Origin of the sequence: Enterobacter sp. 61D5, assembly GCF_034107965.1 — a bacterium.
Taxonomy (GTDB): Bacteria; Pseudomonadota; Gammaproteobacteria; order Enterobacterales; family Enterobacteriaceae; genus Enterobacter; species Enterobacter cloacae_M.
The window spans coordinates 127922-150257 of record NZ_JAWNFK010000004.1; the positions used below are offsets into that span (position 1 = coordinate 127922).

The following is a 22336-nucleotide window of genomic DNA, read 5'->3' on the forward strand; positions in this document are numbered from 1 at the left end:
ATGGCTTATTCAGTACAGAAGTCGCGCCTGGCGAAGGTTGCGAGTGTTTCGCTTGTTATGCTGCTCGCTGCCTGTAGTTCAGATTCGCGCTACAAGCGCCAGGTGAGCGGTGATGAATCCTATCTGGATGCGACCCCGCTTGCTGAACTTCACGCACCGGCTGGTATGATCCTGCCGATTCAGAACGGCGATTATAATATTCCCGTGACCAACGGCAGCGGCCTGGTCGGTAAAGCGCTTGATATTCGTCCGCCAGCACAGCCTCTGGCGCTGGTGAGCGGGGCGCGTACCCAGTTCACCGGTGATACGGCGTCTCTGATGGTTGAGAGCGCGCGCGGTAGCTCGCTGTGGCCGCAGGTTGTCAGCGTCATTCAGTCGAAGAATTACACCATCGATAAACGCGATGACGCCAGCCAGACGTTAACCACCGACTGGATAGAATGGAACCGTCTGGATGAAGACCAGCAGTACCGCGGTCGCTATCAAGTCTCCGTTAAACCACAGGGTTACCAGCAGGCGGTTAACGTTAAGCTGTTGAACCTGGAACAGGCGGGTAAACCGGTTGCGGAAGCCGCGTCCCTGCAGCGTTACAGCACCGAAATGCTGAACGTGATTGCCGCGGGTCTGGATAAGACCGCTACCGATGCTGCCAACGCCGCGCAGAGCCGCAACGGCGCGACCTTCGATGTACAAAGCGGTGCGGATGATACCGGCCTGCCAATGCTGGTGGTGCGTGCACCGTTTAACCAGACCTGGCAGCGTCTGCCAGCGACGCTGGAAAAAGTGGGCATGAAAGTGACCGACAGCACGCGTTCAACCGGCAGCATGACGGCAACGTATAAGCCGCTCTCCGACAGCGCATGGCAGGAACTGGGCGCGAAAGATCCTCAGCTTGCCTCCGGTGACTACAAGATTCAGGTAGGCGACCTTGATAACCGCAGCAGTCTGCAGTTTATCGATCCAAAAGGTCACACGCTGACCCAGTCGCAGAACGATGCGCTGGTCGCTGTCTTCCAGGCAGCATTCAGCAAATAAATACGAGGGCTGGTGAATCCAGCCCTTTTTATTTTAGTGCTACGCAAACGTGTGCGTGGCATAATATCCCCAGTTTTGAACACAAATCATCACACCAGGAGTAATGAAGATGCAGAAGCAAGCTGAGTTGTATCGTGGCAAAGCGAAGACCGTATACAGCACGGAAAACCCGGATCTGTTGGTGCTCGAGTTCCGCAATGATACGTCAGCAGGGGATGGTGCACGCATTGAGCAGTTCGATCGTAAAGGCATGGTGAACAACAAGTTCAACCACTTCATTATGACCAAACTGGCCGAAGCGGGCATCCCGACCCAGATGGAAGCGTTGCTGTCCGATACGGAATGTCTGGTGAAAAAACTGGATATGGTTCCGGTTGAGTGCGTTATTCGTAACCGTGCGGCGGGCTCCCTGGTGAAGCGTCTAGGCATTGAAGAAGGTATCGAACTGAATCCACCGCTGTTCGACTTGTTCCTGAAAAACGATGCCATGCACGACCCGATGGTCAACGAATCCTACTGCGAAACCTTCGGCTGGGTGAACCAGGAGAACCTGGCGCGCATGAAAGAGCTGACCTACAAAGCCAACGACGTGTTGAAAAAACTGTTTGATGACGCGGGTCTGATCCTCGTCGACTTCAAGCTGGAGTTTGGTCTGTTCAAAGGCGAAGTGGTGCTGGGCGATGAGTTCTCACCGGACGGTAGCCGCCTGTGGGATAAAGAAACCCTGGATAAAATGGACAAAGACCGTTTCCGTCAGAGCCTGGGTGGCCTGATTGAAGCGTACGAAGCGGTTGCTCACCGTTTAGGCGTTAAGCTCGACTAACTTCCTCACTTGCCAAAGGATGTTCCCATCCTTTGGCGTCTTACCCTTGTTTCCTATGGTAATCTTGCCGTTAACCGCCTACGATCATAGCTATTATAAATGGAATAGTTCGAGGTGGTTATGCGCTGGCAAGGGCGTCGTGAAAGTGACAATGTAGAAGACAGACGCAGTGATGGTGGCGGCGGTCCTTCAATGGGAGGACCCGGCTTCCGGTTACCCAGCGGCAAGGGCGGGATAATCCTGCTGATTGTCGTGCTGGTTGCGGGGTATTACGGCGTCGATCTCACCGGTTTAATGACCGGTCAGCCGCTGCAACAGCAGCATTCTCAGCGCTCCATCAGCCCGAATGAAGATGAAGCGGCCAAATTTACCTCCGTTATTCTCGCCACAACAGAAGACACCTGGAGTCAGCTGTTTGAGAAGATGGGGCGTACCTACCAGCAGCCGAAGCTGGTGATGTACCGGGGGGCAACCCGCACCGGATGCGGTACCGGGCAATCTGTGATGGGGCCGTTCTACTGCCCGGCAGACGGCACCGTCTATATCGATCTCTCTTTTTACGATGACATGAAACGCAAGCTTGGCGCTGACGGTGATTTTGCCCAGGGCTACGTGATCGCGCATGAAGTCGGCCATCACGTGCAAAAGCTGCTGGGGATTGAGCCAAAAGTGCGCCAGCTCCAGCAAAATGCGTCTCAGGCGGAAGTGAACCGCCTTTCCGTTAAAATGGAACTGCAGGCAGACTGCTTCGCGGGCGTCTGGGGCCACAGCATGCAGCAGCAGGGCGTGCTGGAATCCGGCGATCTTGAGGAGGCGTTAAATGCCGCTCAGGCTATCGGTGACGACCGTCTTCAGCAGCAGAGCCAAGGGCGCGTCGTGCCGGACAGCTTCACTCACGGTACTTCACAGCAGCGCTATAGCTGGTTCAAACGCGGCTTCGATAGCGGCGATCCGGCGCAGTGTAATACCTTCGGCAAAGCGATGTAATGCTGCAGTTTGAACAGCTGATAAGCGAGCTTGAGCGCATCGGCCATCGTCGGCTGGTGGTGCTCAGCGGTGAGGCACAGTGGACGTTAACCCAGGCGCTGGCCCTGCGTGAAGCCTTGCCCGGAGACTGGGTAAGGCTTGACGAACATCCTTCAAAAGCCATCAGCGGCCTGCTGGGACGCGAGTTCCGGCATGCCGTTTTTGACGCCAGCGCCGGGTTTGATGTCGCCGCGTTTGCCGCCCTGAGCGGAACGCTGAGCGCCGGAAGCCTTCTGGTGCTGCGGGTTCCGCCGCTCGACGCGTGGGCCGAGTTGCCAGACAGCGATTCGTTGCGCTGGAGCGACAGCGCCGAAGCGATAGCCACGCCGCATTTTGTACACCATTTCTGCCGGACGATTGCCGCCGATCCCGACGCGATTGTCTGGCTTCAGGGCCGCGCGTTTTCCCTTCCGCCTTTACCCGACGCGCCAGACTGGCAGCCTGCCAGCGGCGCACCGCAGCGCGAGCAGGCTGAGATCCTGGATGTGCTGCAGGGGATGGCGGAGGGCATCGTGGCCGTTACCGCCGCGCGCGGGCGCGGAAAATCAGCCCTGGCAGGCATGTTGCTGAACCGCATTGCGGGCAGCGCCGTGGTTACCGCGCCGTCGAAAGGGGCGACGGATATCATCGCCCGCTTCGCCGGAGAGCGTTTTCATTTTATGGCCCCGGACGCGCTGCTTGCCTCTTCACGCCGGGCTGACTGGCTGATTGTTGATGAAGCCGCTGCTATCCCCGGACCTCTGCTGGAAAAGCTGGCTGTCCGTTTCCCTCGCGTGTTGTTGACCACCACGGTGCAGGGCTATGAAGGGACGGGCCGGGGATTCCTGCTTAAATTCTGCGGTCGGTTTACCGGGCTGCAGCGCTACAGCTTATCTACACCGGTACGCTGGGCGGCGGGCTGCCCGCTTGAGCGGGTTGTCGCCAGCGCGCTGCTGTTTGACGATACTCTGATCGACCGCCGCCCGGAGGGAGAGGTGCGTTTAACCTCCCTGACCCCGGAGGCCTGGGAACGCCGCCCGGCGCTTGCAGCGAGCGTATACGAGCTCCTCTGCGCGGCGCATTATCGCACCTCGCCGCTCGATTTACGCCGCATGATGGACGCGCCCGGGCAGCAGTTTGCCGTTGCAGAAACGGACCCTGATATCGCCGGGGCGCTCTGGCTGGTGGAGGAGGGCGGGCTCTCCCCTGAGCTTAGCCGCGCCGTGTGGGCAGGATACCGGCGTCCGCGCGGTAACCTTGTGGCGCAGTCTCTGGCGGCGCACGGCGGCTCTCCGCTGGCGGCGACGCTCAGAGGACGACGGGTCACCCGCATTGCCGTACATCCTCACCGTCAGCGGGAAGGGATTGGCCAGGCGCTTGTTCGCAGCGCCAGCGGGGAAGACTATCTGTCGGTGAGTTTTGGTTATACCGACGAGCTGTGGCATTTCTGGCAGCAATGTGGGTTTGTGCTGGTGCGGATGGGAAGCCATCGTGAAGCCAGCAGCGGCTGCTACACCGCGATGGCGTTGCGGCCGCAGAGCGAGGCCGGGCGTCAGCTGTGCGAGCATGCGCAGCAGCGTCTGAAGCGCGATGCGCGGGTATTATCGGCCTGGAACGGTGAAAAGATCCCCGTGGAAGACGGCTGGGAAGCTACCCTTAATAATGACGACTGGCTGGAGCTGGCGGGGTTTGCTTTTGCGCATCGGGCTTTTTCAACCTCGGTTGCCGCACTGACGCGGCTGTTGTTAACCGTGGACATGCCGCTTCCGGCCCTGCGTGGGAAAATGGAAGGGAAAGTGGAAGACGTCGGGCGAAAAGCGTTGCTGGCAACGTTGCGGAATGAAACCGCGCAAGCGATTGAAAGTCTTGACTATCCTCGCTGCCAGCAGCTGAAAGAAGATATTTTGCAATGGCAATTTTTTCAATGACTTCTTCAGTAAAGTGGCATGGTCATTCACGTCGGGAGGCGTAGAATCCAGGTCATCTATTAAGGAGACCACCATGAAACACGACCATTTTGTTGTTCAAAGCCCTGACAAACCGGCTAAACAGTTACTGCTTCTGTTTCATGGCGTTGGCGATAATGCCGTCAATATGGGTCAGATTGGCAGCTGGTTTGCGCCCGTTTTTCCGGAGGCATTGATTGTCAGCATCGGCGGCGTAGAGCCATGCGGTCCGAACGGACGCCAGTGGTTCTCTGTTCAGGGCGTGACGGAAGAGAATCGTCAGGCTCGCATCGACGCCATCATGCCTACCTTTATCGACATCGTCCGCTACTGGCAGCAGCAGAGCGGCGTGGGTGCTGACGCGACCGCGCTGATTGGCTTCTCGCAGGGGTCAATCATGTCGCTGGAAAGCGTAAAAGCGCAGCCGGGTCTGGCGTCACGCGTCATTGCGTTTAACGGCCGTTTTGCGACGTTACCGACAAGCGCGACCACGCAGACCACGATCCACCTGATCCACGGTGGCGAAGACCGGGTGATTGAGCTCTCGCATGCGGTTGCCGCTCAGGAAGCGCTGATTCGCGAAGGTGGGGACGTGACGCTGGATATCGTTGACGAGCTGGGCCACGCGATTGACGACCGTAGCATGCAGTTTGCGCTCGATCGTTTGCGCTATACCGTACCGAAGCACTACTTTGATGAAGCGCTCAGCGGCGGTAAGCCGGATAACGATGATATTGTAGAGTTTATGTGAGGTTTCCCCCTCTCCCGAGGAGAGGGGAAACTTAACGATTACTTCTTCTGGTCCTTCTTCGGCCAGTCGTCGTCATCGTCCCACTTGTCGTTAAAATCACGGTGCGGGGGAAGATCCGGTTTGTTGGCGAGAAATTTTTTATGGTCAACGCGCTTAAGATCTTTAATCACGTTCAGCAGTACGCCGACCAGAAAAACCAACACCAGAATCCACCAGTACTTTGAAAGCCAATCCATTCGCTATTCCTCTCTGAGCGTTCGTCAGGCGACGAGTTGCTCCATAATACGTTGATACATACGGGCCAGCAGTTGCAAATCTGCCGCATTGACACACTCATTTATTTTATGAATGGTTGCGTTCACTGGACCCAGTTCGACAACCTGGGCGCCCATGCGGGCGATAAAGCGTCCGTCTGAGGTGCCACCCGTTGTCAGCAGCTGTGGCTTAATTTCATTATAGTGCTCGATGGCGTTCACCACCGCATCCACCAGTTTGCCGCGCTGCGTCAGGAACGGCTGGCCGGAAAGCCACCACTCCACGGTGTAGCGCAGGTGATATTTTTCCAGCAGGGCGATAACGCGCGCCTTGATCATCTCATCGGTCAGCTCAGTGCTGAAGCGGAAGTTAAACTGGACGAAGTAATCGCCCGGGATCACGTTATTGCTGCCGGTTCCGGCCTTGACGTTCGCGATCTGCATGCTGGTCGGCGGGAAGAATTCGTTGCCTTTATCCCACTCGATGCCCACCAGTTCGCTCAGCATCGGCGCAGCGCGATGAACCGGGTTATCGGCCAGATGCGGATAAGCCACGTGCCCCTGAACGCCGTGAATGGTCAGGTTACAGGTCAGCGAGCCGCGGCGCCCGTTTTTGACGACATCGCCCACCACTTCGGTACTGGACGGCTCACCAACCAGACAGTAGTCGAGACGCTCGTTACGCGCCATTAGCGCTTCAACGACCTTCACGGTACCGTTATGGGCGCTGGCTTCTTCGTCGGAGGTGATTAAAAACGCCAGACGGTTTTTGTGGTTTGGATGCTGAGCCACAAAGCGTTCTGCCGCCACGACCATCGCCGCCAGCGAGCCTTTCATGTCTGCCGCGCCGCGACCAAACAGCATGCCGTCGCGGATGGTCGGTTCAAACGGCGGGTTGATCCAGCGATCCGCGTCACCGGCGGGAACGACGTCAGTATGCCCGGCAAAGGCCAGCGTTTCACCCTGGCCGCGCCACGCCCAGAAGTTCTGGGTATCGCCAAAATCCATGCGTTCAACGGTAAAACCGATGGCACGCAGGCGCTCAATCATAAGTGCCTGACAACCTGCGTCGTCCGGGCTAAGGGAAGGACGGCGAATAAGCTGCTGAGTCAGCTCAATGACCGGGCATGACATAAACTACACCTCAACGAAAAAAGTCGGAATAAAGGGTTTCACTGAAACCCAGCAGCATAGGCTGCCCTGGCGCGCAGAGCAATGGGCGTTTGATAATTGCCGGCATCTCGAGCATCAGTTTTGCCGCGCTGTCGGCGTCGTTAATGCTGGCGCGCAGAGATTCGTCCAGCTTGCGCCAGGTGGTACCGCGCGTGTTCAGCAGTGCTTCCCACCCCAGTTCGCCGATCGCGCTATGCAGAAATTCTGCATCAAGCCCGTCGGCACGGTAATCGTGGAAGCGATACTCTACGCCGTTTGTTTCCAGCCAGCGGCGGGCTTTTTTGATGGTGTCGCAATTTTTAATGCCGTACATCACAACCATGGTGAATCCTTTTGACCTAATGATGATTAAATGTTCAGTAAATTCGAAGATATATCCTTAAGTGTAATATAACACATTCAGGATCGTCTGGATTTACACTTCTTCTTAATTCAACTCACATCTGTACGCTGAATATTCTTTCACCCTTTAAGCATAGATGTCCATAAAGTTTAAATTTCGAATAAACTCAGCGGGTAAAATAAAATTCACCCGTTCGGAGGGTTATTTCAAAATATTGCTAGCCGTCACAAAAAATTGAGGCCTCTCCGTTCATATTTATCATAAATCCCCGCAGGACGTGGGGTACAATCACAGCAATTGGTTAAATAGTCTTCACAATGATGGTCCGTTTTTGTAGAATGCGCATAATAATAAGAGAGGTTGTTATGATTGAACGTGAACTGGGGAACTGGAAAGATTTTATCGAAGGCATGCTTCGTAAATGACATTCAGTAAGAATTGCAAGAGCACTAAAATAAGTAAAATAACCATAGTGTGAATTAATCACACAATAAAAAGGCGGCCGATAAAGCCGCCTTTTTTTATTTCAATCACTTACTCAGCGCGTTCCTTTAACGGGAAGCGGCGACGCACCAGCACAAAGAACAGCGGCACGAAGTAAATGGCCAGAACGGTGGCCGAAATCATGCCGCCCATCACCCCCGTTCCGACGGCATGCTGGCTGCTGGAGCCTGCGCCCGTACTGGTCGCCATCGGCAGTACGCCAAAGACAAACGCCAGCGACGTCATCAGGATCGGGCGTAAGCGCTGACGGCAGGCGTGCAGCGTGGCGGCCATCAGCTCGTGGCCTTTGGCATTCATCTCGTTGGCAAATTCAACGATCAGAATGGCGTTTTTCGCCGATAGCCCAATTACGGTGAGCAGACCCACCTGGAAATAAACGTCGTTCTCGAGGCCGCGCATCCAGGTCGCCAGCAGCGCACCGATAACCCCAAGCGGCACGACCAGCATGACGGAGAACGGGACCGACCAGCTTTCATACAGTGCGGCAAGGCAGAGGAAGACCACCAGCAGAGAAAGTGCGTAAAGTGCGGGAGCCTGCGCGCCGGAGAGACGCTCCTGGTAGGACATGGCCGTCCACTCCAGCCCAAAACCGGCGGGCAGCTGTTGAACCAGTTTTTCCATGGTATCCATAGCGGTACCAGTACTGACGCCCGGCGCGGCTTCCCCGACGATTTCAACCGCAGAGTAGCCGTTATAGCGCTCCAGACGCGGCGAACCGCTCTCCCAGTGCGAGGTGGCAAACGCCGAAAACGGCACCATGCCGCCAGCGTTATTCCTGACAAACCAGCGGTTAATATCATCCGGCAACATGCGGAACGGCGCGGCGGACTGGACATACACTTTTTTCACGCGGCCGCGATCCATAAAGTCATTCACATAGCTTGAGCCCCAAGCCGTTTGCAGGGTGTCGTTGATATCGTTGATCGAGATGCCCAGCGCCTGCGCCTTACGCTGATCGATATCTACCTGCAGCTGCGGGCTGTCGTCAAGACCGTTGTGGCGAACGCGGGTCAGGTCAGGATCGTTGCCCGCCAGCGCTAACAGCTTATCGCGTGCCGCCATTAGCGCCGTGTGGCCCGCACCGGCGTGATCCTGCAGCTCCATATCAAACCCGGCAGAACTGCCCAGACCGCTTATCGCCGGCGGGCTGCTGGCGAAGACGCGCGCCTCTTTAATATGCGCAAAGGCTTTGGTCGCACGTTCAATGATGGCGAATGACGTTCCGGTTTTGGTATCGCGCTCGTCCCAGTCCTTCAGACGGACGAACATGCGGGCGACGTTCTGCCCGTTTCCGCCCGGGCCAGAGCCCACGGTGGAGAAGACCGACACAACGTTATCTTTCTCTTTGGTGAAGAAGTACTGCTCCACTTTCTGGACCACTTTCAGCGTCTGCTGCTGCGTTGCGCCGCTCGGGAGCTGCACCGAGGTGGTGAACATGCCCCGGTCTTCCATCGGCAGGAACGAGGTGGGGAGATGCATAAACAGCCAGACCATGCCGCCCAGCAGCACAACGTAAATCATCATCCAGCGCAGGCTGCGATGGAGCACGCCACCGACGGCAGATTCATATCGCGCGGCATTGCGGTTGAACATCCGGTTAAACCAGCCGAAGAGGCCTTTTTGCCCGTGCTGCTCCCCTTTGTGCAGCGGTTTTAGAATGGTGGCGCACAGCGCAGGGGTGAGGATCAGCGCCACCAGCACGGAGAGCACCATCGCCGAGACGATGGTTATTGAGAACTGACGGTAAATCGCCCCGGTTGTGCCGCCAAAAAAGGCCATCGGGATAAAGACGGCCGACAGCACCATTGCAATACCGACTAACGCCCCCTGAATTTGCCCCATGGATTTGCGCGTCGCCTGGCGCGGAGAGAGTCCTTCTTCGCTCATGATTCGCTCGACGTTTTCGACCACCACGATGGCATCATCCACCAGAAGGCCGATTGCCAGCACCATCGCAAACATCGTCAGGGTGTTAATGCTGTACCCGAACGCGTAAAGCACCGCAAAGGTGCCCAGCAGCACTACCGGGACGGCAATGGTTGGGATCAGCGTCGCGCGGAAATTTTGCAGGAACAGGTACATCACCAGGAATACCAGCGCGATGGCTTCCAGCAGGGTCTTCACCACGTCCTCAATCGACGCTTTAACGAAGGAGGTGGTCTCATAGGCGACTTTGTACTCCAGCCCGTGCGGGAAATACTGTGAAAGTTCGTCCAGGCGGTCCAGCACCAGTTTCGCCGTGGCCATTTCGTTTGCGCCGGATGCCAGTTTAATTCCCAGACCGGAGGCCTGATTGCCGTTAAAGCGGCTCAGGTAGTCGTATTTTTCCGCCCCCATTTCCACCGTAGCGACATCGCCCAGACGCACCTCCGACCCATCCTGATTCACGCGCAGGGTGATGTTGCGGAACTGGTCTGGTGTCTGCAGCAGGGATTGCGAATTAATGGTGGCGTTCAGGGCCTGTTTATCGACGGACGGCGTTCCCCCCAGTTGCCCCACCGCAATCTGGGCGTTCTGGGCCTTGATGGCATTCGTCACGTCGGTTGCCGTCATCTGGACGCTGTTCAGCTTGTTAGGATCGAGCCAGATGCGCATTGAGTACTGTGAGCCGTAGGCGTCGATATCCCCCACGCCGTTGATACGGCTGATGGGATCCTGAATATTACTGGCGACGTAGTCCGCGATGTCCTGTTTATCCATCGAGCCATCTGTCGAGACAAACGCGATGGTCAAAATGTTGGTATCACCGGTTTTACGCACGGTCACGCCCTGATTCTGCACCGCCTGGGGCAGCTTGCGCATGGCCGACTGCAGCTGGTTTTGCACCTGCTGCACCGCTTCGTCCGGGTCCGTGCCCGCCTTAAAGCTCAGGGTCACCGTCGCCTGGCCCGTGGCGCTACTTTGCGAGGACATGTACATCAGGTTATCCAGACCCGTCATGTTCTGCTCGATAACCTGCGTCACGGTGTTTTCCAGCGTTTGTGCTGAAGCGCCGGGGTAGTTTGCCGTTACGCGCACGTTAGGCGGTGCCAGATCGGGGTATTGCTCAACAGGCAGTGAAGTAATCGCCAGGACACCTGTCAGACACAACAGGATGGCAAGCACCCAGGCAAAAATGGGGCGATCGATGAAAAAATTCGCCATGAAAGAGTGACCTCGTTTTGCTGCACGTCATTATTGTTTATTGCCCGCATAACTTTAGCGGTAAGGCCCAGGCCAAACGTGGAGAAATAAAGGAGATAATGTAAATTATCATGCGCTTTTTCCTGCGCGTCCTCCTTTACCGTTATTTACCCGTTAACGGCGCGTGCGCCGGGAACGTCACGCTGACAAGCGTGCCGCCGTTTTGCGGCTGCGAGAAGTGCAGCATCCCGCCGAGCCGCTGCGCGCGTTCGCGCATAATGTTCAGGCCGTAGTGTCCCGGCGGCTCGCTGGCTTCGCCAATCCCGATGCCGTTGTCATGAATACTGACGCTGTGCGTACCGTCCGGTGCGGTCACGCAGCTGACGGTGATCTCGCTGGCCTGCGCGTGCTTAATGGCGTTCAGCACGGCCTCACGCACGATCTGCAGCAAATGTACCTGCTTTTGCGCGTCCAGCGCCAGCGAGGAGAGGCGGCAGTCGAGATGCAGCTTCGCCTGCGTCTGGCTCTGAAGGATGTCGAGAGACTCCTGCAGCGCTGCGGTTAAGTTCGCGTGGTTCAGCGTCAGGCGGAAGGTGGTGAGCAGCTCGCGCAGCTGCTGCCAGGCATTGTTCAGCTCGCGGGAGAAGTCGGTGATGATGGTCTGCGCCGGGATATTTTCCTCGGGCACGGCGCGTCTGAGCAGCGCAAGCTGAATGCGCAGATACGACAGGACCTGCGCCAGCGAATCGTGCAGCTCGCGGGCAATGGTGGCGCGCTCTTCCATCAGCAGCAGCTGCTGGTAATGTTTTTGCGCCTGGTTAAAGTACAGCCCGCGCCCGAGCATGGTCGCCACGCTTCTCATCAGCGGAAGGGGAACGCTGTCCGTCTCGCTTTGCCAGCGCAGCTCGCCGTAAAGGGTGTCCTGCATCAGTACCGGCAGGTGCTGCAGAGGAATGCCATGTGACTCCGTCCCTTCAGACAGCCGCCAGTCGTCGCTGGTGCGCAGTTCGAGATAATTCATCTGCGTATAGTCATGGACAATCTGCAGGATATGCCGGAAGCAGTGGCTGTCTATCTGGCCGATATTCAGCGCCTGAGAGCATTTGAACAGCATGTCGAGCTGCTGGTGGGCTTCATGCAAATGCCGCGTCTTTTCCGCGACCGAGGCTTCGAGCGAACGGTAGAGCGTAGCCAGCTCGGCGGCCATGTGGTTGAAGGCGCGGGAGAGTTGGCCCAGCTCGTTCGGCAGGGCGGTATCCGGCGCCGGGGTTGCAAATTCCCCGCGCTCAACCCGTTCGCTGGCCGCCACCAGATTGTTAAGCGGCAACACCACCTGGCGACGAATGCGTCGCAGGGTAAACAGCGTCAGCAGCAGGATCCCGAGAGCGCCCGCCAGCGAGAGCAGGGTCACCGTCTGAATTTTATGTTCGGTGTAGTGCTGAAGGGCGAGCACAAAGGCATCAATGCGGCCAACAAAATCCTCAATGTGGGTTTGATACCACGCGCTGTCGCCGCGGGCGATGCGCGCATCCATTTCCAGCCACGCCACGTGCAGCTGCTGGTATCGCGCTTTTACATCGTCCGGGACGTACCAGCGGTTCAGCTTCTGCAGGGCAGGCGCGTTCAGCGTCTGTTGCCAGCTGTCGCGATGCGCAGCAAGGGAAGGGCTGTTGCGCTGCATCTCGTAGCCCAGACGATAGCTCTGCATGCGCAGCGAACCCGCGATATTAATAGCTTCGGCGTCACGCTGGCTGCTGGCAAGAGTCAGCAGCGCGACGGTGCTGGTCAGCACGGATAAGGCAATTATCGAAAAGAAAGCCCAGGCAAGGCTTCCGGAAACGGGTCGTTTGACGGTCACAGAACGGCTCTCTGAATAAAATTGATCTGCTACAGGTTCACTGTAAATAATTCGGCATTCCGGGCATTTGAACATTGCCCGATCGCGCCGTGATGCGTAAATACCATATTCATACAAAGAATAAGGTTATTGAACCAAAAACAGGTGTGGTTATGAATCGTTTTATTATGGCTAACAGCCAGCAGTGCATCGGGTGTCGCGCCTGCGAAGTGGCCTGCGTGATGGCGCACAACGATGAGCAGCATGTCCTGAGCGAGCGCAATTTTCACCCCCGCATTACGGTCCTGAGATCCGGCGAGAAGAGTAGCCCCGTCACCTGTCATCACTGTGAAAATGCGCCCTGCGCGCAAAGCTGTCCGAATGGTGCCATCAGCAAATGCGATGACAGCGTACAGGTGAATCAACAAAAATGCATCGGCTGTAAGGCCTGCGCGGTGGCCTGCCCGTTTGGCACGATGGAGATTATCGTCACCCCGCTCGACAGCGGCGGCGTGAAGGCATCGGCGAATAAATGCGATCTCTGTCTGACGCGGCCACACGGCCCGGCCTGTATCGAAAACTGCCCGGCAGATGTCCTCTCACTGGCGACGCCTGCTGTCCTCGATACTCTGGTGAAATCGCGCCGCCAGCGCACGGCCTGCCTGGAAGCGCAGCCCTGGCATGCGGAGGCCGTCAGAGAAGACGCTTCTCGCACCAAACTGCAGCAGATGCAGACGGCGGCGCCGCGCGGCGAGCCCGATAAACTTGCTGCCGCAGAGCGCGTGGGCCATTTTAACGAAATTTACCTGCCGTTTCGGGCCGAGCAGGCCGCCCGCGAGGCGTCGCGCTGCCTGAAATGCGGCGAGCACAGCATTTGCGAATGGACCTGCCCACTGCATAACCACATCCCGCAGTGGATCGAGCGCCTCAACGCGGGGGATATCGCCGGCGCGGTCGAGCTTTCACATCAGACCAACTGTTTACCTGAAATTACCGGCCGCGTCTGTCCGCAGGACCGATTATGCGAGGGTGCCTGCACAATACGTGAAGAGGCGGGATCCGTGACCATCGGTAACATCGAGCGCTATATCTCCGATCGGGCGCTGGCGATGGGCTGGCGGCCGGATATGTCCGCCGTCACGCCGACAGGTAAACGTGTTGCGATCGTCGGGGCCGGGCCCGCCGGGCTGGCGTGTGCCGACGTGCTGGCGCGCAGCGGCGCGAGTGTGACGGTCTATGACCGGCATCCGGAAATTGGCGGATTGCTGACCTTTGGCATCCCGGCATTCAAGCTGGACAAATCGCTGCTCGCGCGGCGCAGAGAGATATTTACCGCGATGGGGATCCGCTTCGAGCTGAACTGCGAGGTGGGCCAGGACGTGTCGATGTCGCAGTTAAAGCAGGATTACGACGCCCTGTTTATTGGCGTGGGAACCTACCGCTCGATGAAGGCGGGTATCCCGCACGAGGACGCGCCTGGGGTCTATGACGCGCTGCCTTTCCTGGTGGGCAACACGCGACACGTTATGGGGCTGGAGGCGACGGCCAGCGAACCGTTCATCGACACCCATGGTTTAAACGTGGTGGTGCTTGGCGGCGGCGATACCGCGATGGACTGCGTCCGCACCGCGTTACGCCACGGCGCGGCGAAGGTAACCTGCGCCTATCGTCGGGATGAGGCCAACATGCCGGGCTCGAAGAAAGAGGTGAAGAACGCCCGAGAAGAGGGCGCGGCGTTTGAATTTAACGTTCAGCCGGTTGAGCTGACGCTGGATCCGAACGGTAAGGTCAACGGTATCCGGATGCTACGTACCGAGCTCGGTGAACCGGACGCGCAGGGACGGCGTCGGCCCGTTCCGGTAGCGGGCAGCGAGTTCGTGATGGCGGCAGATGCGGTCATCATGGCGTTTGGTTTTAACCCGCATGCGATGCCGTGGCTGCAGGCGCAGGGTGTCGAAACGGATGACCGGGGGCGGATCGTTGCTTCGGTCGAGAGCCGCTACCGTTATCAGACGACTAACCCACAGATCTTCGCCGGGGGCGATGCGGTTCGCGGTGCGGATCTTGTGGTGACCGCAATCGCGGAAGGACGTCATGCGGCGCAGGGGATACTCGACTGGCTTGGAGTTAACGCGCCAAAACATCATTAAACCGGCGGGCGACAAAGCGGGATTCACGGCGTACTATAGGACGACTCATTGTGTTGTGGAGCCCGTATGACCCTGAAAATTGACGTTATCAAAGACAAAATTCTCTCTGAAAACTACTTTGTCCTGCGTAACATCACCTATGACCTTACGCGTAACAACGGTGAGGTGATCCGCCACAAACGCGAGGTCTACGACCGCGGCAACGGGGCAACCATTCTGCTCTATAACCGTGAAAAGCAGAGCGTGGTGCTGATCCGTCAGTTCAGGGTGGCGACATGGGTTAATGGCAACCCTGACGGACGTCTGATTGAAACCTGCGCGGGCCTGCTCGATGATGATGAGCCGGAAGTTTGTATCCGCAAAGAGGCCGTGGAAGAAACCGGCTTCGAAGTGGGCGAGGTCAAAAAGGTCTTCGAGCTGTTTATGTCGCCGGGCGGCGTAACGGAAATTGTGCATTTCTTCATCGCGGAATACAGCGACGCGCAGCGCACTCACCGCGGCGGTGGCGTGGAGGATGAAGATATCGAAGTGCTGGAGCTTCCTTTTGCCCGGGCGCTGGAGATGATGCGTTCAGGCGAAATCAGGGATGGTAAAGCGGTGATATTACTGCAGTATTTACAGACAACCGGGCTGATGAACACCACTTTCGAACGGATATAGCCTGTTTTTCGGGTATATCTGATAAATCCGATTGAGCAACCCCGGCGGGAACACGAAGATACTGCCCAGTTAAGCGTTTTCGTTCCGGGATTGTGTCATTCATGCGCTACAGCGTCTTTTTGTTTTACCTGTTTTGTGTGCTCCTCGCGCCGCAGGTGCGGGCTGCACCTGCCCAGCAAGCCTTCTCCGACTGGCAGGTAACCTGCAATAACCAGAATTTTTGCCTCGCACGCAATACCGGTGAACACCGTGGTCTGGTCATGACGCTCACCCGTAGCGCCGGGGCGAAAACGGACGCCACGCTGCGTATCGATCTCGGCGGTCTTGATGCGCCCTCGGTCAAAGAGCCAGAGATTGCCCCCCGGCTGCTGCTGGATAACGTTCCCCTGAAGCTGGACAAACAGCGCTGGCAGCTCACGCCCTGGCATCTGAAAACGGACGATGCGGCCACCATCACCGCCTTTCTGAAAAACATCCAGGAAGGGAAGGCCCTGACCCTGCGCGACGGTAAGCAGGTTATTTCACTGAGTGGTCTGAAAGCCGCGCTGCTGTTCATTGATGCGCAGCAAAAGCGCGTCGGCAGCGAAACCGCGTGGATCAAGAAAGGTGACGATCCGCCGTTAAGCGTTCCGCCTGCTCCTGCCCTTAAAAAGGTGGCGGTCGTCAACCCGACCCCGACGCCGCTCTCCCACGCCGAACTGAACGACCTGCTGGACTATGGCACCGGGCGGATGAACGCCAGCCAGTGCTCGCTGGATCCTAACCGCCGGGAAGTGCGCGTTACCGCGTTAACCGATGACAAAGCGCTGCTGATCGTCAGCTGCGAGGCGGGGGCCTATAACACGGTCGATCTGGCGTGGCTGGTATCGCGTAAAAAACCGTTCACCGCACGCAGCGTCAGGCTGCGTCTGCCGTTTACGCCGTCAGGCGACGGGAGCGAAATGGAGTTGATGAACGCCAGCTTCGATGAAAAGACGCGCGAGCTGACAACGCTCGCGCTGGGGCGCGGTTTGGGCGATTGCGGGATCCAGACGCGCTGGCGTTTTGACGGCCAGCGTTTCCGCCTGGTGCGGTACGCCGAGGAGCCCAGCTGCGACAACTGGAACGGGCCAGATGCCTGGCCCACGCTATGGATCACGCGCTAGTTTTATGCCGGGTGGCGGCTACGCAGACCGCACAAGATCACGCTCAGCGCCTTCTCCACCACGTTCTCAACGGTAAAGCCGAAGTACGGGAACAGCTTATCGGCAGGGGCGGATTCACCGTAACCCCGCATGCCGACAATCGCCCCTTTGAGCCCGACATATTTGTACCAGTAGTCGGCAATACCGGCTTCCACCGCCACGCGCGCCGCGACGCTGGACGGCAGGACCGATTCACGGTACGCCTCGTCCTGGGCATCAAAAATATCCGTTGAGGGCAGGGACACCACGCGCACCGCGTGACCTTCGGCAGTCAGTTTCTCCGCCGCTTTCACCGTGATTTCCACCTCGGACCCGGTCGCAATCAGGATCACGTCCGGCTTGCCGCCGCTGTCCTTCAGGATGTAGCCGCCGCGGGCGATGTTCTTCACCTGCTCCGGGGTTCGCTCAATCTGCGCCAGGTTCTGGCGTGACAGAATCAGTGCCGTTGGGCCATTGTGGCGTTCTACCGCCAGCTTCCAGCCCACCGCCGCTTCGACCTGATCGCACGGACGCCAGGTGCTGAAGTTCGGCGTCAGGCGCAGGCTTGCCAGCTGTTCAACCGCCTGGTGAGTAGGCCCGTCTTCCCCCAGCCCGATGGAGTCATGGGTGTAGACCATAATCTGCCGCGCCTTCATCAGCGCCGCCATGCGCGCCGCGTTACGGGCATACTCGACGAACATCAGGAAGGTGGCGGTGTAGGGCACGAAGCCGCCATGGTGAGCGATGCCGTTGGCGATCGCGGTCATCCCGAACTCGCGCACGCCGTAGTGGATATAGTTCCCGGCAATGTCCTCTTTCAGCGATTTCGAGCCAGACCAGATCGTCAGGTTGCTTGGCGCCAGGTCCGCCGAGCCGCCGAGCAGTTCGGGCAGAATAGGGCCGATTGCGTTCAAGGTATTTTGCGACGCCTTTCGGGTGGCGATTTTTGCCGGATTGGACTGCAGGTTTTCAATCAGCGCCTGAGTTTTATCGTCCCAGTCCTCCGGCAGGCCGCCGCTCATGCGGCGGGAAAACTCGGCGGCCAGATCCGGGTGCGCTTTTTTGTAGGCGGCAAACTTCTCTTTCCAGGCCTGCTGGGCCTTTTCACCCGCCTCACGAGCATCCCAGGCTCTGTAGATATCTTTCGGGATCTCAAACGGTGGATGTTTCCACCCCAGCTTTTGCCGGGTCAGCGCGACTTCCTCCTCGCCCAGCGCCGCGCCGTGCGCCTCCTCTTTGCCCGCCTTGTTCGGCGAGCCGAAGCCGATGACCGTGCGGCAGATAATCAGGGACGGTTTATCCTTCACGCTCTGCGCTTCCTGAATCGCTTTTTTCACCGCCTCAGGATCGTGGCCGTCGATCTCGTGCACCACGTGCCAGTGGTAGGCTTCAAAGCGTTTTGCCGTGTCGTCGGTAAACCAGCCTTCGGTCTCCCCGTCGATGGAGATGCCGTTGTGATCGTAGAAGCCAATCAGCTTGCCGAGCCCCAGCGTGCCCGCCAGGGAACAGACCTCGTGGGAAATCCCCTCCATCAGGCAGCCGTCACCCATAAACACGTAGGTATAGTGGTCGACAATTTCGTGGTCCGGCTGGTTAAACTGCGCCGCCAGCGTGCGTTCGGCAATTGCCAGCCCAACCGCATTGGCCAGCCCCTGACCGAGTGGCCCGGTGGTGGTTTCCACGCCCGGCGTATAGCCAATCTCGGGGTGCCCCGGCGTTTTGGAGTGCAGCTGGCGGAAGTTTTTCAGCTCTTCAAGCGGCAGATCGTAGCCGGAAAGGTGCAGCAGGCTGTAGAGCAGCATTGAGGCGTGACCGTTGGAGAGAATAAAGCGGTCGCGATCGTACCAGGTAGGGTCATTGGGGTTGTGCTTCAGAAAGTCGTTCCACAGCACTTCGGCAATATCTGCCATGCCCATCGGCGCGCCGGGGTGGCCGGAATTGGCTTTTTGCACGGCATCCATGCTGAGGGCGCGAATGGCATTGGCTAGCTCTTTACGGGACATAGTTCACTCCGTGGCAATGTTAAAGTTTGGCGGCGAGAAGATCTTCAAGTTTGCGCTGGTCGACGGCGAACTGGCGGATGCCGTCCGCCAGTTTTTCCACGGCCATGGCGTCCTGATTGTGCTCCCAGCGGAACTCCGCTTCGGTCATGGCTTTCGGTTTTGGCAGAACGGTGGAGGTCGGCACCAGCTTGCGGATCACCGTTTCTTCTTTGTCCTGTAGCTCCTGGAGCAGGTTAGGGGATATGGTCAGACGGTCGCAGCCTGCCAGGGCGAGGATCTGCTCGGTACGGCGGAAGCTGGCCCCCATCACGATGGTTTCGTAGCGGTGCTGTTTGTAGTAGTCGTAGATATTACGGACCGATTTCACGCCCGGATCCTCATCCACCACGTACGGATCCATCGGCTGTTTCGCCTGATACCAGTCGTAGATGCGCCCGACGAACGGCGAGACGAGGAACACGCCCGCTTCAGCGCAGGCGCGCGCCTGGGCAAACGAGAACAGCAGCGTCAGGTTGCAGTGGATGCCTTCTTTCTCCAGCACCTCTGCCGCGCGGATGCCTTCCCAGGTGGAGGCCAGCTTAATCAGAATGCGTGATTTATCGATCCCCTGCTCCTCGTACAGTTCCACCAGGCGACGCGCCTTATTAATGCTCTTTTCTTTATCGAACGAGAGGCGGGCGTCGACTTCGGTCGAGACGCGGCCCGGGATGCTTTTAAGAATTTCCGTACCAAAATTAACCGCCAGCTTGTCGCTGGCTTCGGCAACCTGCTGCTCCTGCGTTTTCCCGCGCTGTTTACCATAGGCAATGGCGTCATCAATCAGATGACTAAAATGGGCAAGCCCGGCCGCTTTGAGCAGCAGCGAAGGGTTGGTGGTCGCATCCTCCGGCTGATAGTGGCGAATCGACTCGATATCGCCGCTGTCTGCAACCACGGTGGTGAATTTTTTGATGCCGTCTAGCTGGTTCATAAATAATTACTCCTTGGAAATAAAAGAGTTAGATGAGTGCGTTAGTTCACACTTCTGGAAAAATCATGATGGACTTAACAAAAAAGCATAGCAGACGGGGGAGGCATTGCTTTTGAGACGGGTAACATGGCTGTTATAAATTGATAACAATTTTTAATATGTGATGGTGAGAGTTTGGCTGCCTTCAAAGTTTAGGAGGCAGCCTGAGGCGATACTAGGCGGCACACCAGGGTGTGCATCAGGATCGCTTACGTCACCCTTTTGACCGATACGTGAAAGGAAAAATAAGATGGATGAGCAGTTGAAACAGAGTGCCCTCGATTTTCACGAGTTTCCTGTCCCGGGGAAAATCCAGGTCTCCCCAACCAAGCCGCTGGCAACCCAGCGCGATCTGGCGCTGGCCTATTCGCCGGGCGTGGCTGCACCGTGTCTGGAAATCGAAAAAGACCCGCTGGCGGCCTACAAATATACCGCGCGCGGCAATCTTGTCGCCGTGATCTCTAACGGCACGGCGGTGCTGGGGCTGGGCAACATCGGCGCGCTGGCCGGTAAGCCGGTGATGGAAGGGAAGGGGGTACTGTTCAAGAAATTCGCCGGTATCGACGTGTTCGATATCGAGGTGGATGAACTCGATCCTGACAAATTCATCAACGTGGTGGCCGCGCTGGAGCCGACCTTCGGCGGGATCAACCTGGAAGACATCAAAGCGCCGGAATGTTTCTATATCGAGCAGAAGCTGCGCGAGCGTATGAACATTCCCGTGTTCCACGATGACCAGCACGGCACCGCGATTATCAGCACCGCCGCGATTCTCAACGGCCTGCGCGTGGTAGAGAAAAATCTCTCCGACGTGCGCATGGTGGTCTCTGGCGCAGGCGCCGCGGCCATCGCCTGTATGAACCTGCTGGTGGCGCTGGGTATGCAGAAACACAACATTGTGGTCTGCGACTCCAAAGGCGTTATCTATAAAGACCGCGAGCCGAACATGGCGGAAACCAAAGCGGCGTACGCGGTCGACGACGACGGTAAACGCACCCTGGACGACGTGATTGACGGCGCGGATATCTTCCTCGGCTGCTCGGGTCCGAAGGTGCTGACCCAGGAGATGGTGAAGAAGATGGCGCGTGCGCCAATGATCCTGGCCCTGGCGAACCCTGAGCCGGAAATCCTGCCGCCGCTGGCGAAAGCGGTGCGTGAAGACGCCATTATCTGTACCGGCCGTTCGGACTACCCGAACCAGGTCAACAACGTGCTCTGCTTCCCGTTCATCTTCCGCGGCGCGCTGGACGTCGGCGCAACGGCGATCAACGAAGAGATGAAGCTTGCCGCCGTTCACGCCATCGCGGAGCTGGCGCACGCCGAGCAGAGCGAAGTGGTTGCGTCTGCGTACGGCGATCAGGATCTGAGCTTTGGCCCGGACTACATCATTCCCAAACCGTTCGACCCGCGTCTGATTGTTAAAATTGCGCCAGCCGTTGCCAAAGCGGCGATGGACTCCGGCGTGGCGACGCGTCCGATTCATGATTTCGACGCGTACGTCGATAAGCTCACCGAGTTCGTCTATAAAACGAACCTCTTCATGAAGCCAATCTTCTCCCAGGCGCGCGCCGACGCGAAGCGCGTGGTGCTGGCGGAAGGGGAAGAGGCGCGCGTGCTGCACGCCACCCAGGAGCTGATCACCTTAGGCCTGGCGAAACCGATCCTGATTGGTCGTCCGAGCGTGATTGAAATGCGTATCCAGAAGCTGGGCCTGCAGATTAAGCCGGGCGTCGACTTCGAGATCGTGAACAACGAATCCGATCCGCGCTTCAAAGAGTACTGGAGCGAATACTACGCGATCATGAAGCGCCGGGGGATCACCCAGGAGCAGGCGCAGAAGGCCGTCATCAGCAACACGACGGTGATCGGCGCGATCATGGTTCATCGCGGCGAGGCGGACGCGCTGATCTGCGGCACCATCGGCGATTACCACGAGCACTTTAGCGTTGTGCAGGAGATCTTCGGCTATCGCGACGGCGTCCATACCGCCGGGGCGATGAACGCGCTGCTGCTGCCGAGCGGCAACACCTTTATTGCGGATACCTACGTTAACGACGATCCGACCCCGGACGAGCTGGCGGAGATCACCGTGATGGCCGCCGAGACCGTGCGTCGCTTTGGTATTGAGCCGAAAGTGGCGCTGCTGTCGCACTCTAACTTTGGTTCGTCCAAATCCGCGGCGGCCTGCAAAATGCGTCAGACGCTGGAGCTGGTGCGCGAGCGTGCGCCGGAGCTGATGATTGACGGGGAAATGCACGGCGATGCCGCGCTGGTGGAGAGCATCCGTAACGAACGTATGCCGGACAGCCCGCTGAAGGGATCGGCGAATATACTGATTATGCCGAACGTGGAAGCGGCGCGTATCAGCTATAACCTGCTGCGCGTCTCCAGCTCTGAAGGGGTGACCGTAGGACCGGTACTGATGGGCGTGGCGAAACCGGTGCATGTGTTAACGCCGATTGCCTCCGTGCGTCGTATCGTGAACATGGTGGCGCTGGCGGTGGTTGAGGCGCAGACGCAGCCGCTGTAATTTTTACCCTCACCCTAACCCTCTCCC

17 protein-coding genes are annotated in these 22336 nt (G+C 58.0%); 10 read left to right on the forward strand and 7 right to left on the reverse strand.

Annotated elements, in window-relative coordinates; genetic code table 11:
- The 5 genes from bamC to ypfH all read left to right on the forward strand — a co-directional run bounded on the left by bamC (window position 1) and on the right by ypfH (window position 5560).
- The gene (bamC, locus tag UTM25_RS03540; protein WP_194400269.1) at window positions 1–1035 is read left to right on the forward strand and encodes an outer membrane protein assembly factor BamC; all 1035 of its coding nucleotides are present in this window, start codon (window positions 1–3) and stop codon (window positions 1033–1035) included.
- 109 nt (window positions 1036–1144) lie between these two features.
- Window positions 1145–1858 (forward strand): phosphoribosylaminoimidazolesuccinocarboxamide synthase, encoded by a 714-nt coding sequence (purC, locus tag UTM25_RS03545; RefSeq protein ID WP_032659350.1) that lies wholly within the window; start codon window positions 1145–1147, stop codon window positions 1856–1858.
- Window positions 1859–1978: 120 nt separating this feature from the next.
- Entirely contained in the window at window positions 1979–2845 is an 867-nt protein-coding gene (locus UTM25_RS03550) for a neutral zinc metallopeptidase (RefSeq protein ID WP_047749253.1), read from the forward strand.
- The gene (locus UTM25_RS03555; RefSeq protein ID WP_194400271.1) at window positions 2845–4791 is read left to right on the forward strand and encodes a tRNA(Met) cytidine acetyltransferase TmcA; all 1947 of its coding nucleotides are present in this window, start codon (window positions 2845–2847) and stop codon (window positions 4789–4791) included. The genes UTM25_RS03550 and UTM25_RS03555 overlap by 1 nt, the downstream gene beginning before the upstream one ends.
- Before the next feature lie 73 nt (window positions 4792–4864).
- A complete protein-coding gene (gene ypfH / locus UTM25_RS03560) occupies window positions 4865–5560 on the forward strand; it encodes an esterase (protein WP_039263710.1) in 696 nt (231 codons plus the stop codon).
- 38 nt (window positions 5561–5598) lie between these two features.
- Here ypfH and UTM25_RS03565 read toward each other — a convergent pair whose 3' ends face one another.
- From UTM25_RS03565 to UTM25_RS03575, 3 genes are read right to left on the reverse strand one after another with little or no spacing between them, the layout of a single operon-like run.
- Window positions 5599–5796: a YpfN family protein gene (locus UTM25_RS03565; protein WP_014171111.1), complete on the reverse strand. Its 198-nt coding sequence runs from the start codon at window positions 5794–5796 to the stop codon at window positions 5599–5601.
- A gap of 24 nt (window positions 5797–5820) precedes the next feature.
- The gene (dapE, locus tag UTM25_RS03570) at window positions 5821–6948 is read right to left on the reverse strand and encodes a succinyl-diaminopimelate desuccinylase (protein ID WP_039263709.1); all 1128 of its coding nucleotides are present in this window, start codon (window positions 6946–6948) and stop codon (window positions 5821–5823) included.
- Window positions 6949–6958: 10 nt separating this feature from the next.
- Window positions 6959–7309, reverse strand: a complete 351-nt coding sequence (locus tag UTM25_RS03575; protein ID WP_109845422.1) for an ArsC family reductase — start codon at window positions 7307–7309, stop codon at window positions 6959–6961.
- A 386-nt stretch (window positions 7310–7695) separates the two neighbouring features.
- Between UTM25_RS03575 and ypfM the strand changes: the two genes are divergently transcribed.
- Entirely contained in the window at window positions 7696–7755 is a 60-nt protein-coding gene (gene ypfM / locus UTM25_RS03580; RefSeq protein WP_015572204.1) for a protein YpfM, read from the forward strand.
- Window positions 7756–7864: 109 nt separating this feature from the next.
- Here ypfM and acrD read toward each other — a convergent pair whose 3' ends face one another.
- Together acrD and narQ are read right to left on the reverse strand one after the other, a co-directional pair.
- The gene (gene acrD / locus UTM25_RS03585; protein WP_194400273.1) at window positions 7865–10978 is read right to left on the reverse strand and encodes a multidrug efflux RND transporter permease AcrD; all 3114 of its coding nucleotides are present in this window, start codon (window positions 10976–10978) and stop codon (window positions 7865–7867) included.
- A gap of 142 nt (window positions 10979–11120) precedes the next feature.
- Window positions 11121–12815 (reverse strand): nitrate/nitrite two-component system sensor histidine kinase NarQ, encoded by a 1695-nt coding sequence (gene narQ, locus UTM25_RS03590; protein ID WP_194400275.1) that lies wholly within the window; start codon window positions 12813–12815, stop codon window positions 11121–11123.
- Between the two features lie 152 nt (window positions 12816–12967).
- Between narQ and aegA the strand changes: the two genes are divergently transcribed.
- From aegA to UTM25_RS03605, 3 genes are all read left to right on the forward strand, one after another.
- Window positions 12968–14944 (forward strand): formate-dependent uric acid utilization protein AegA, encoded by a 1977-nt coding sequence (aegA, locus tag UTM25_RS03595; protein WP_194400277.1) that lies wholly within the window; start codon window positions 12968–12970, stop codon window positions 14942–14944.
- A 66-nt stretch (window positions 14945–15010) separates the two neighbouring features.
- Complete coding sequence (gene nudK / locus UTM25_RS03600; RefSeq protein ID WP_023308745.1) at window positions 15011–15604, forward strand: GDP-mannose pyrophosphatase NudK; 594 nt, start codon at window positions 15011–15013, stop codon at window positions 15602–15604.
- A 101-nt stretch (window positions 15605–15705) separates the two neighbouring features.
- The gene (locus tag UTM25_RS03605) at window positions 15706–16749 is read left to right on the forward strand and encodes a DUF1176 domain-containing protein (RefSeq protein ID WP_023308744.1); all 1044 of its coding nucleotides are present in this window, start codon (window positions 15706–15708) and stop codon (window positions 16747–16749) included.
- Between the two features lie 2 nt (window positions 16750–16751).
- On the opposite strand, the gene tkt is transcribed toward UTM25_RS03605, so the two are convergent.
- Window positions 16752–18770, reverse strand: coding sequence for a transketolase (tkt, locus tag UTM25_RS03610; RefSeq protein ID WP_320714300.1), 2019 nt, complete (start codon window positions 18768–18770; stop codon window positions 16752–16754).
- Window positions 18771–18789: 19 nt separating this feature from the next.
- A complete protein-coding gene (gene tal, locus UTM25_RS03615) occupies window positions 18790–19740 on the reverse strand; it encodes a transaldolase (protein ID WP_194400280.1) in 951 nt (316 codons plus the stop codon).
- A gap of 289 nt (window positions 19741–20029) precedes the next feature.
- On the opposite strand from tal, the gene maeB reads away from it, so the two are divergent.
- Window positions 20030–22309, forward strand: a complete 2280-nt coding sequence (maeB, locus tag UTM25_RS03620; RefSeq protein ID WP_023308741.1) for an NADP-dependent oxaloacetate-decarboxylating malate dehydrogenase — start codon at window positions 20030–20032, stop codon at window positions 22307–22309.
- The last annotated feature ends 27 nt before the right edge of the window (window positions 22310–22336 follow it).

Bases quoted from the DNA above. Each gene is read 5' to 3' on its own strand.
- bamC (WP_194400269.1), top strand. From the start codon at position 1: ATGGCTTATTCAGTACAGAAGTCGCGCCTGGCGAAGGTTGCGAGTGTT.
- purC (WP_032659350.1), top strand. From the start codon at position 1,145: ATGCAGAAGCAAGCTGAGTTGTATCGTGGCAAAGCGAAGACCGTATAC.
- UTM25_RS03550 (WP_047749253.1), top strand. From the start codon at position 1,979: ATGCGCTGGCAAGGGCGTCGTGAAAGTGACAATGTAGAAGACAGACGC.
- UTM25_RS03555 (WP_194400271.1), top strand. From the start codon at position 2,845: ATGCTGCAGTTTGAACAGCTGATAAGCGAGCTTGAGCGCATCGGCCAT.
- ypfH (WP_039263710.1), top strand. From the start codon at position 4,865: ATGAAACACGACCATTTTGTTGTTCAAAGCCCTGACAAACCGGCTAAA.
- UTM25_RS03565 (WP_014171111.1), bottom strand. From the start codon at position 5,796: ATGGATTGGCTTTCAAAGTACTGGTGGATTCTGGTGTTGGTTTTTCTG.
- dapE (WP_039263709.1), bottom strand. From the start codon at position 6,948: ATGTCATGCCCGGTCATTGAGCTGACTCAGCAGCTTATTCGCCGTCCT.
- UTM25_RS03575 (WP_109845422.1), bottom strand. From the start codon at position 7,309: ATGGTTGTGATGTACGGCATTAAAAATTGCGACACCATCAAAAAAGCC.
- acrD (WP_194400273.1), bottom strand. From the start codon at position 10,978: ATGGCGAATTTTTTCATCGATCGCCCCATTTTTGCCTGGGTGCTTGCC.
- aegA (WP_194400277.1), top strand. From the start codon at position 12,968: ATGAATCGTTTTATTATGGCTAACAGCCAGCAGTGCATCGGGTGTCGC.
- nudK (WP_023308745.1), top strand. From the start codon at position 15,011: ATGACCCTGAAAATTGACGTTATCAAAGACAAAATTCTCTCTGAAAAC.
- UTM25_RS03605 (WP_023308744.1), top strand. From the start codon at position 15,706: ATGCGCTACAGCGTCTTTTTGTTTTACCTGTTTTGTGTGCTCCTCGCG.
- tkt (WP_320714300.1), bottom strand. From the start codon at position 18,770: ATGTCCCGTAAAGAGCTAGCCAATGCCATTCGCGCCCTCAGCATGGAT.
- tal (WP_194400280.1), bottom strand. From the start codon at position 19,740: ATGAACCAGCTAGACGGCATCAAAAAATTCACCACCGTGGTTGCAGAC.
- maeB (WP_023308741.1), top strand. From the start codon at position 20,030: ATGGATGAGCAGTTGAAACAGAGTGCCCTCGATTTTCACGAGTTTCCT.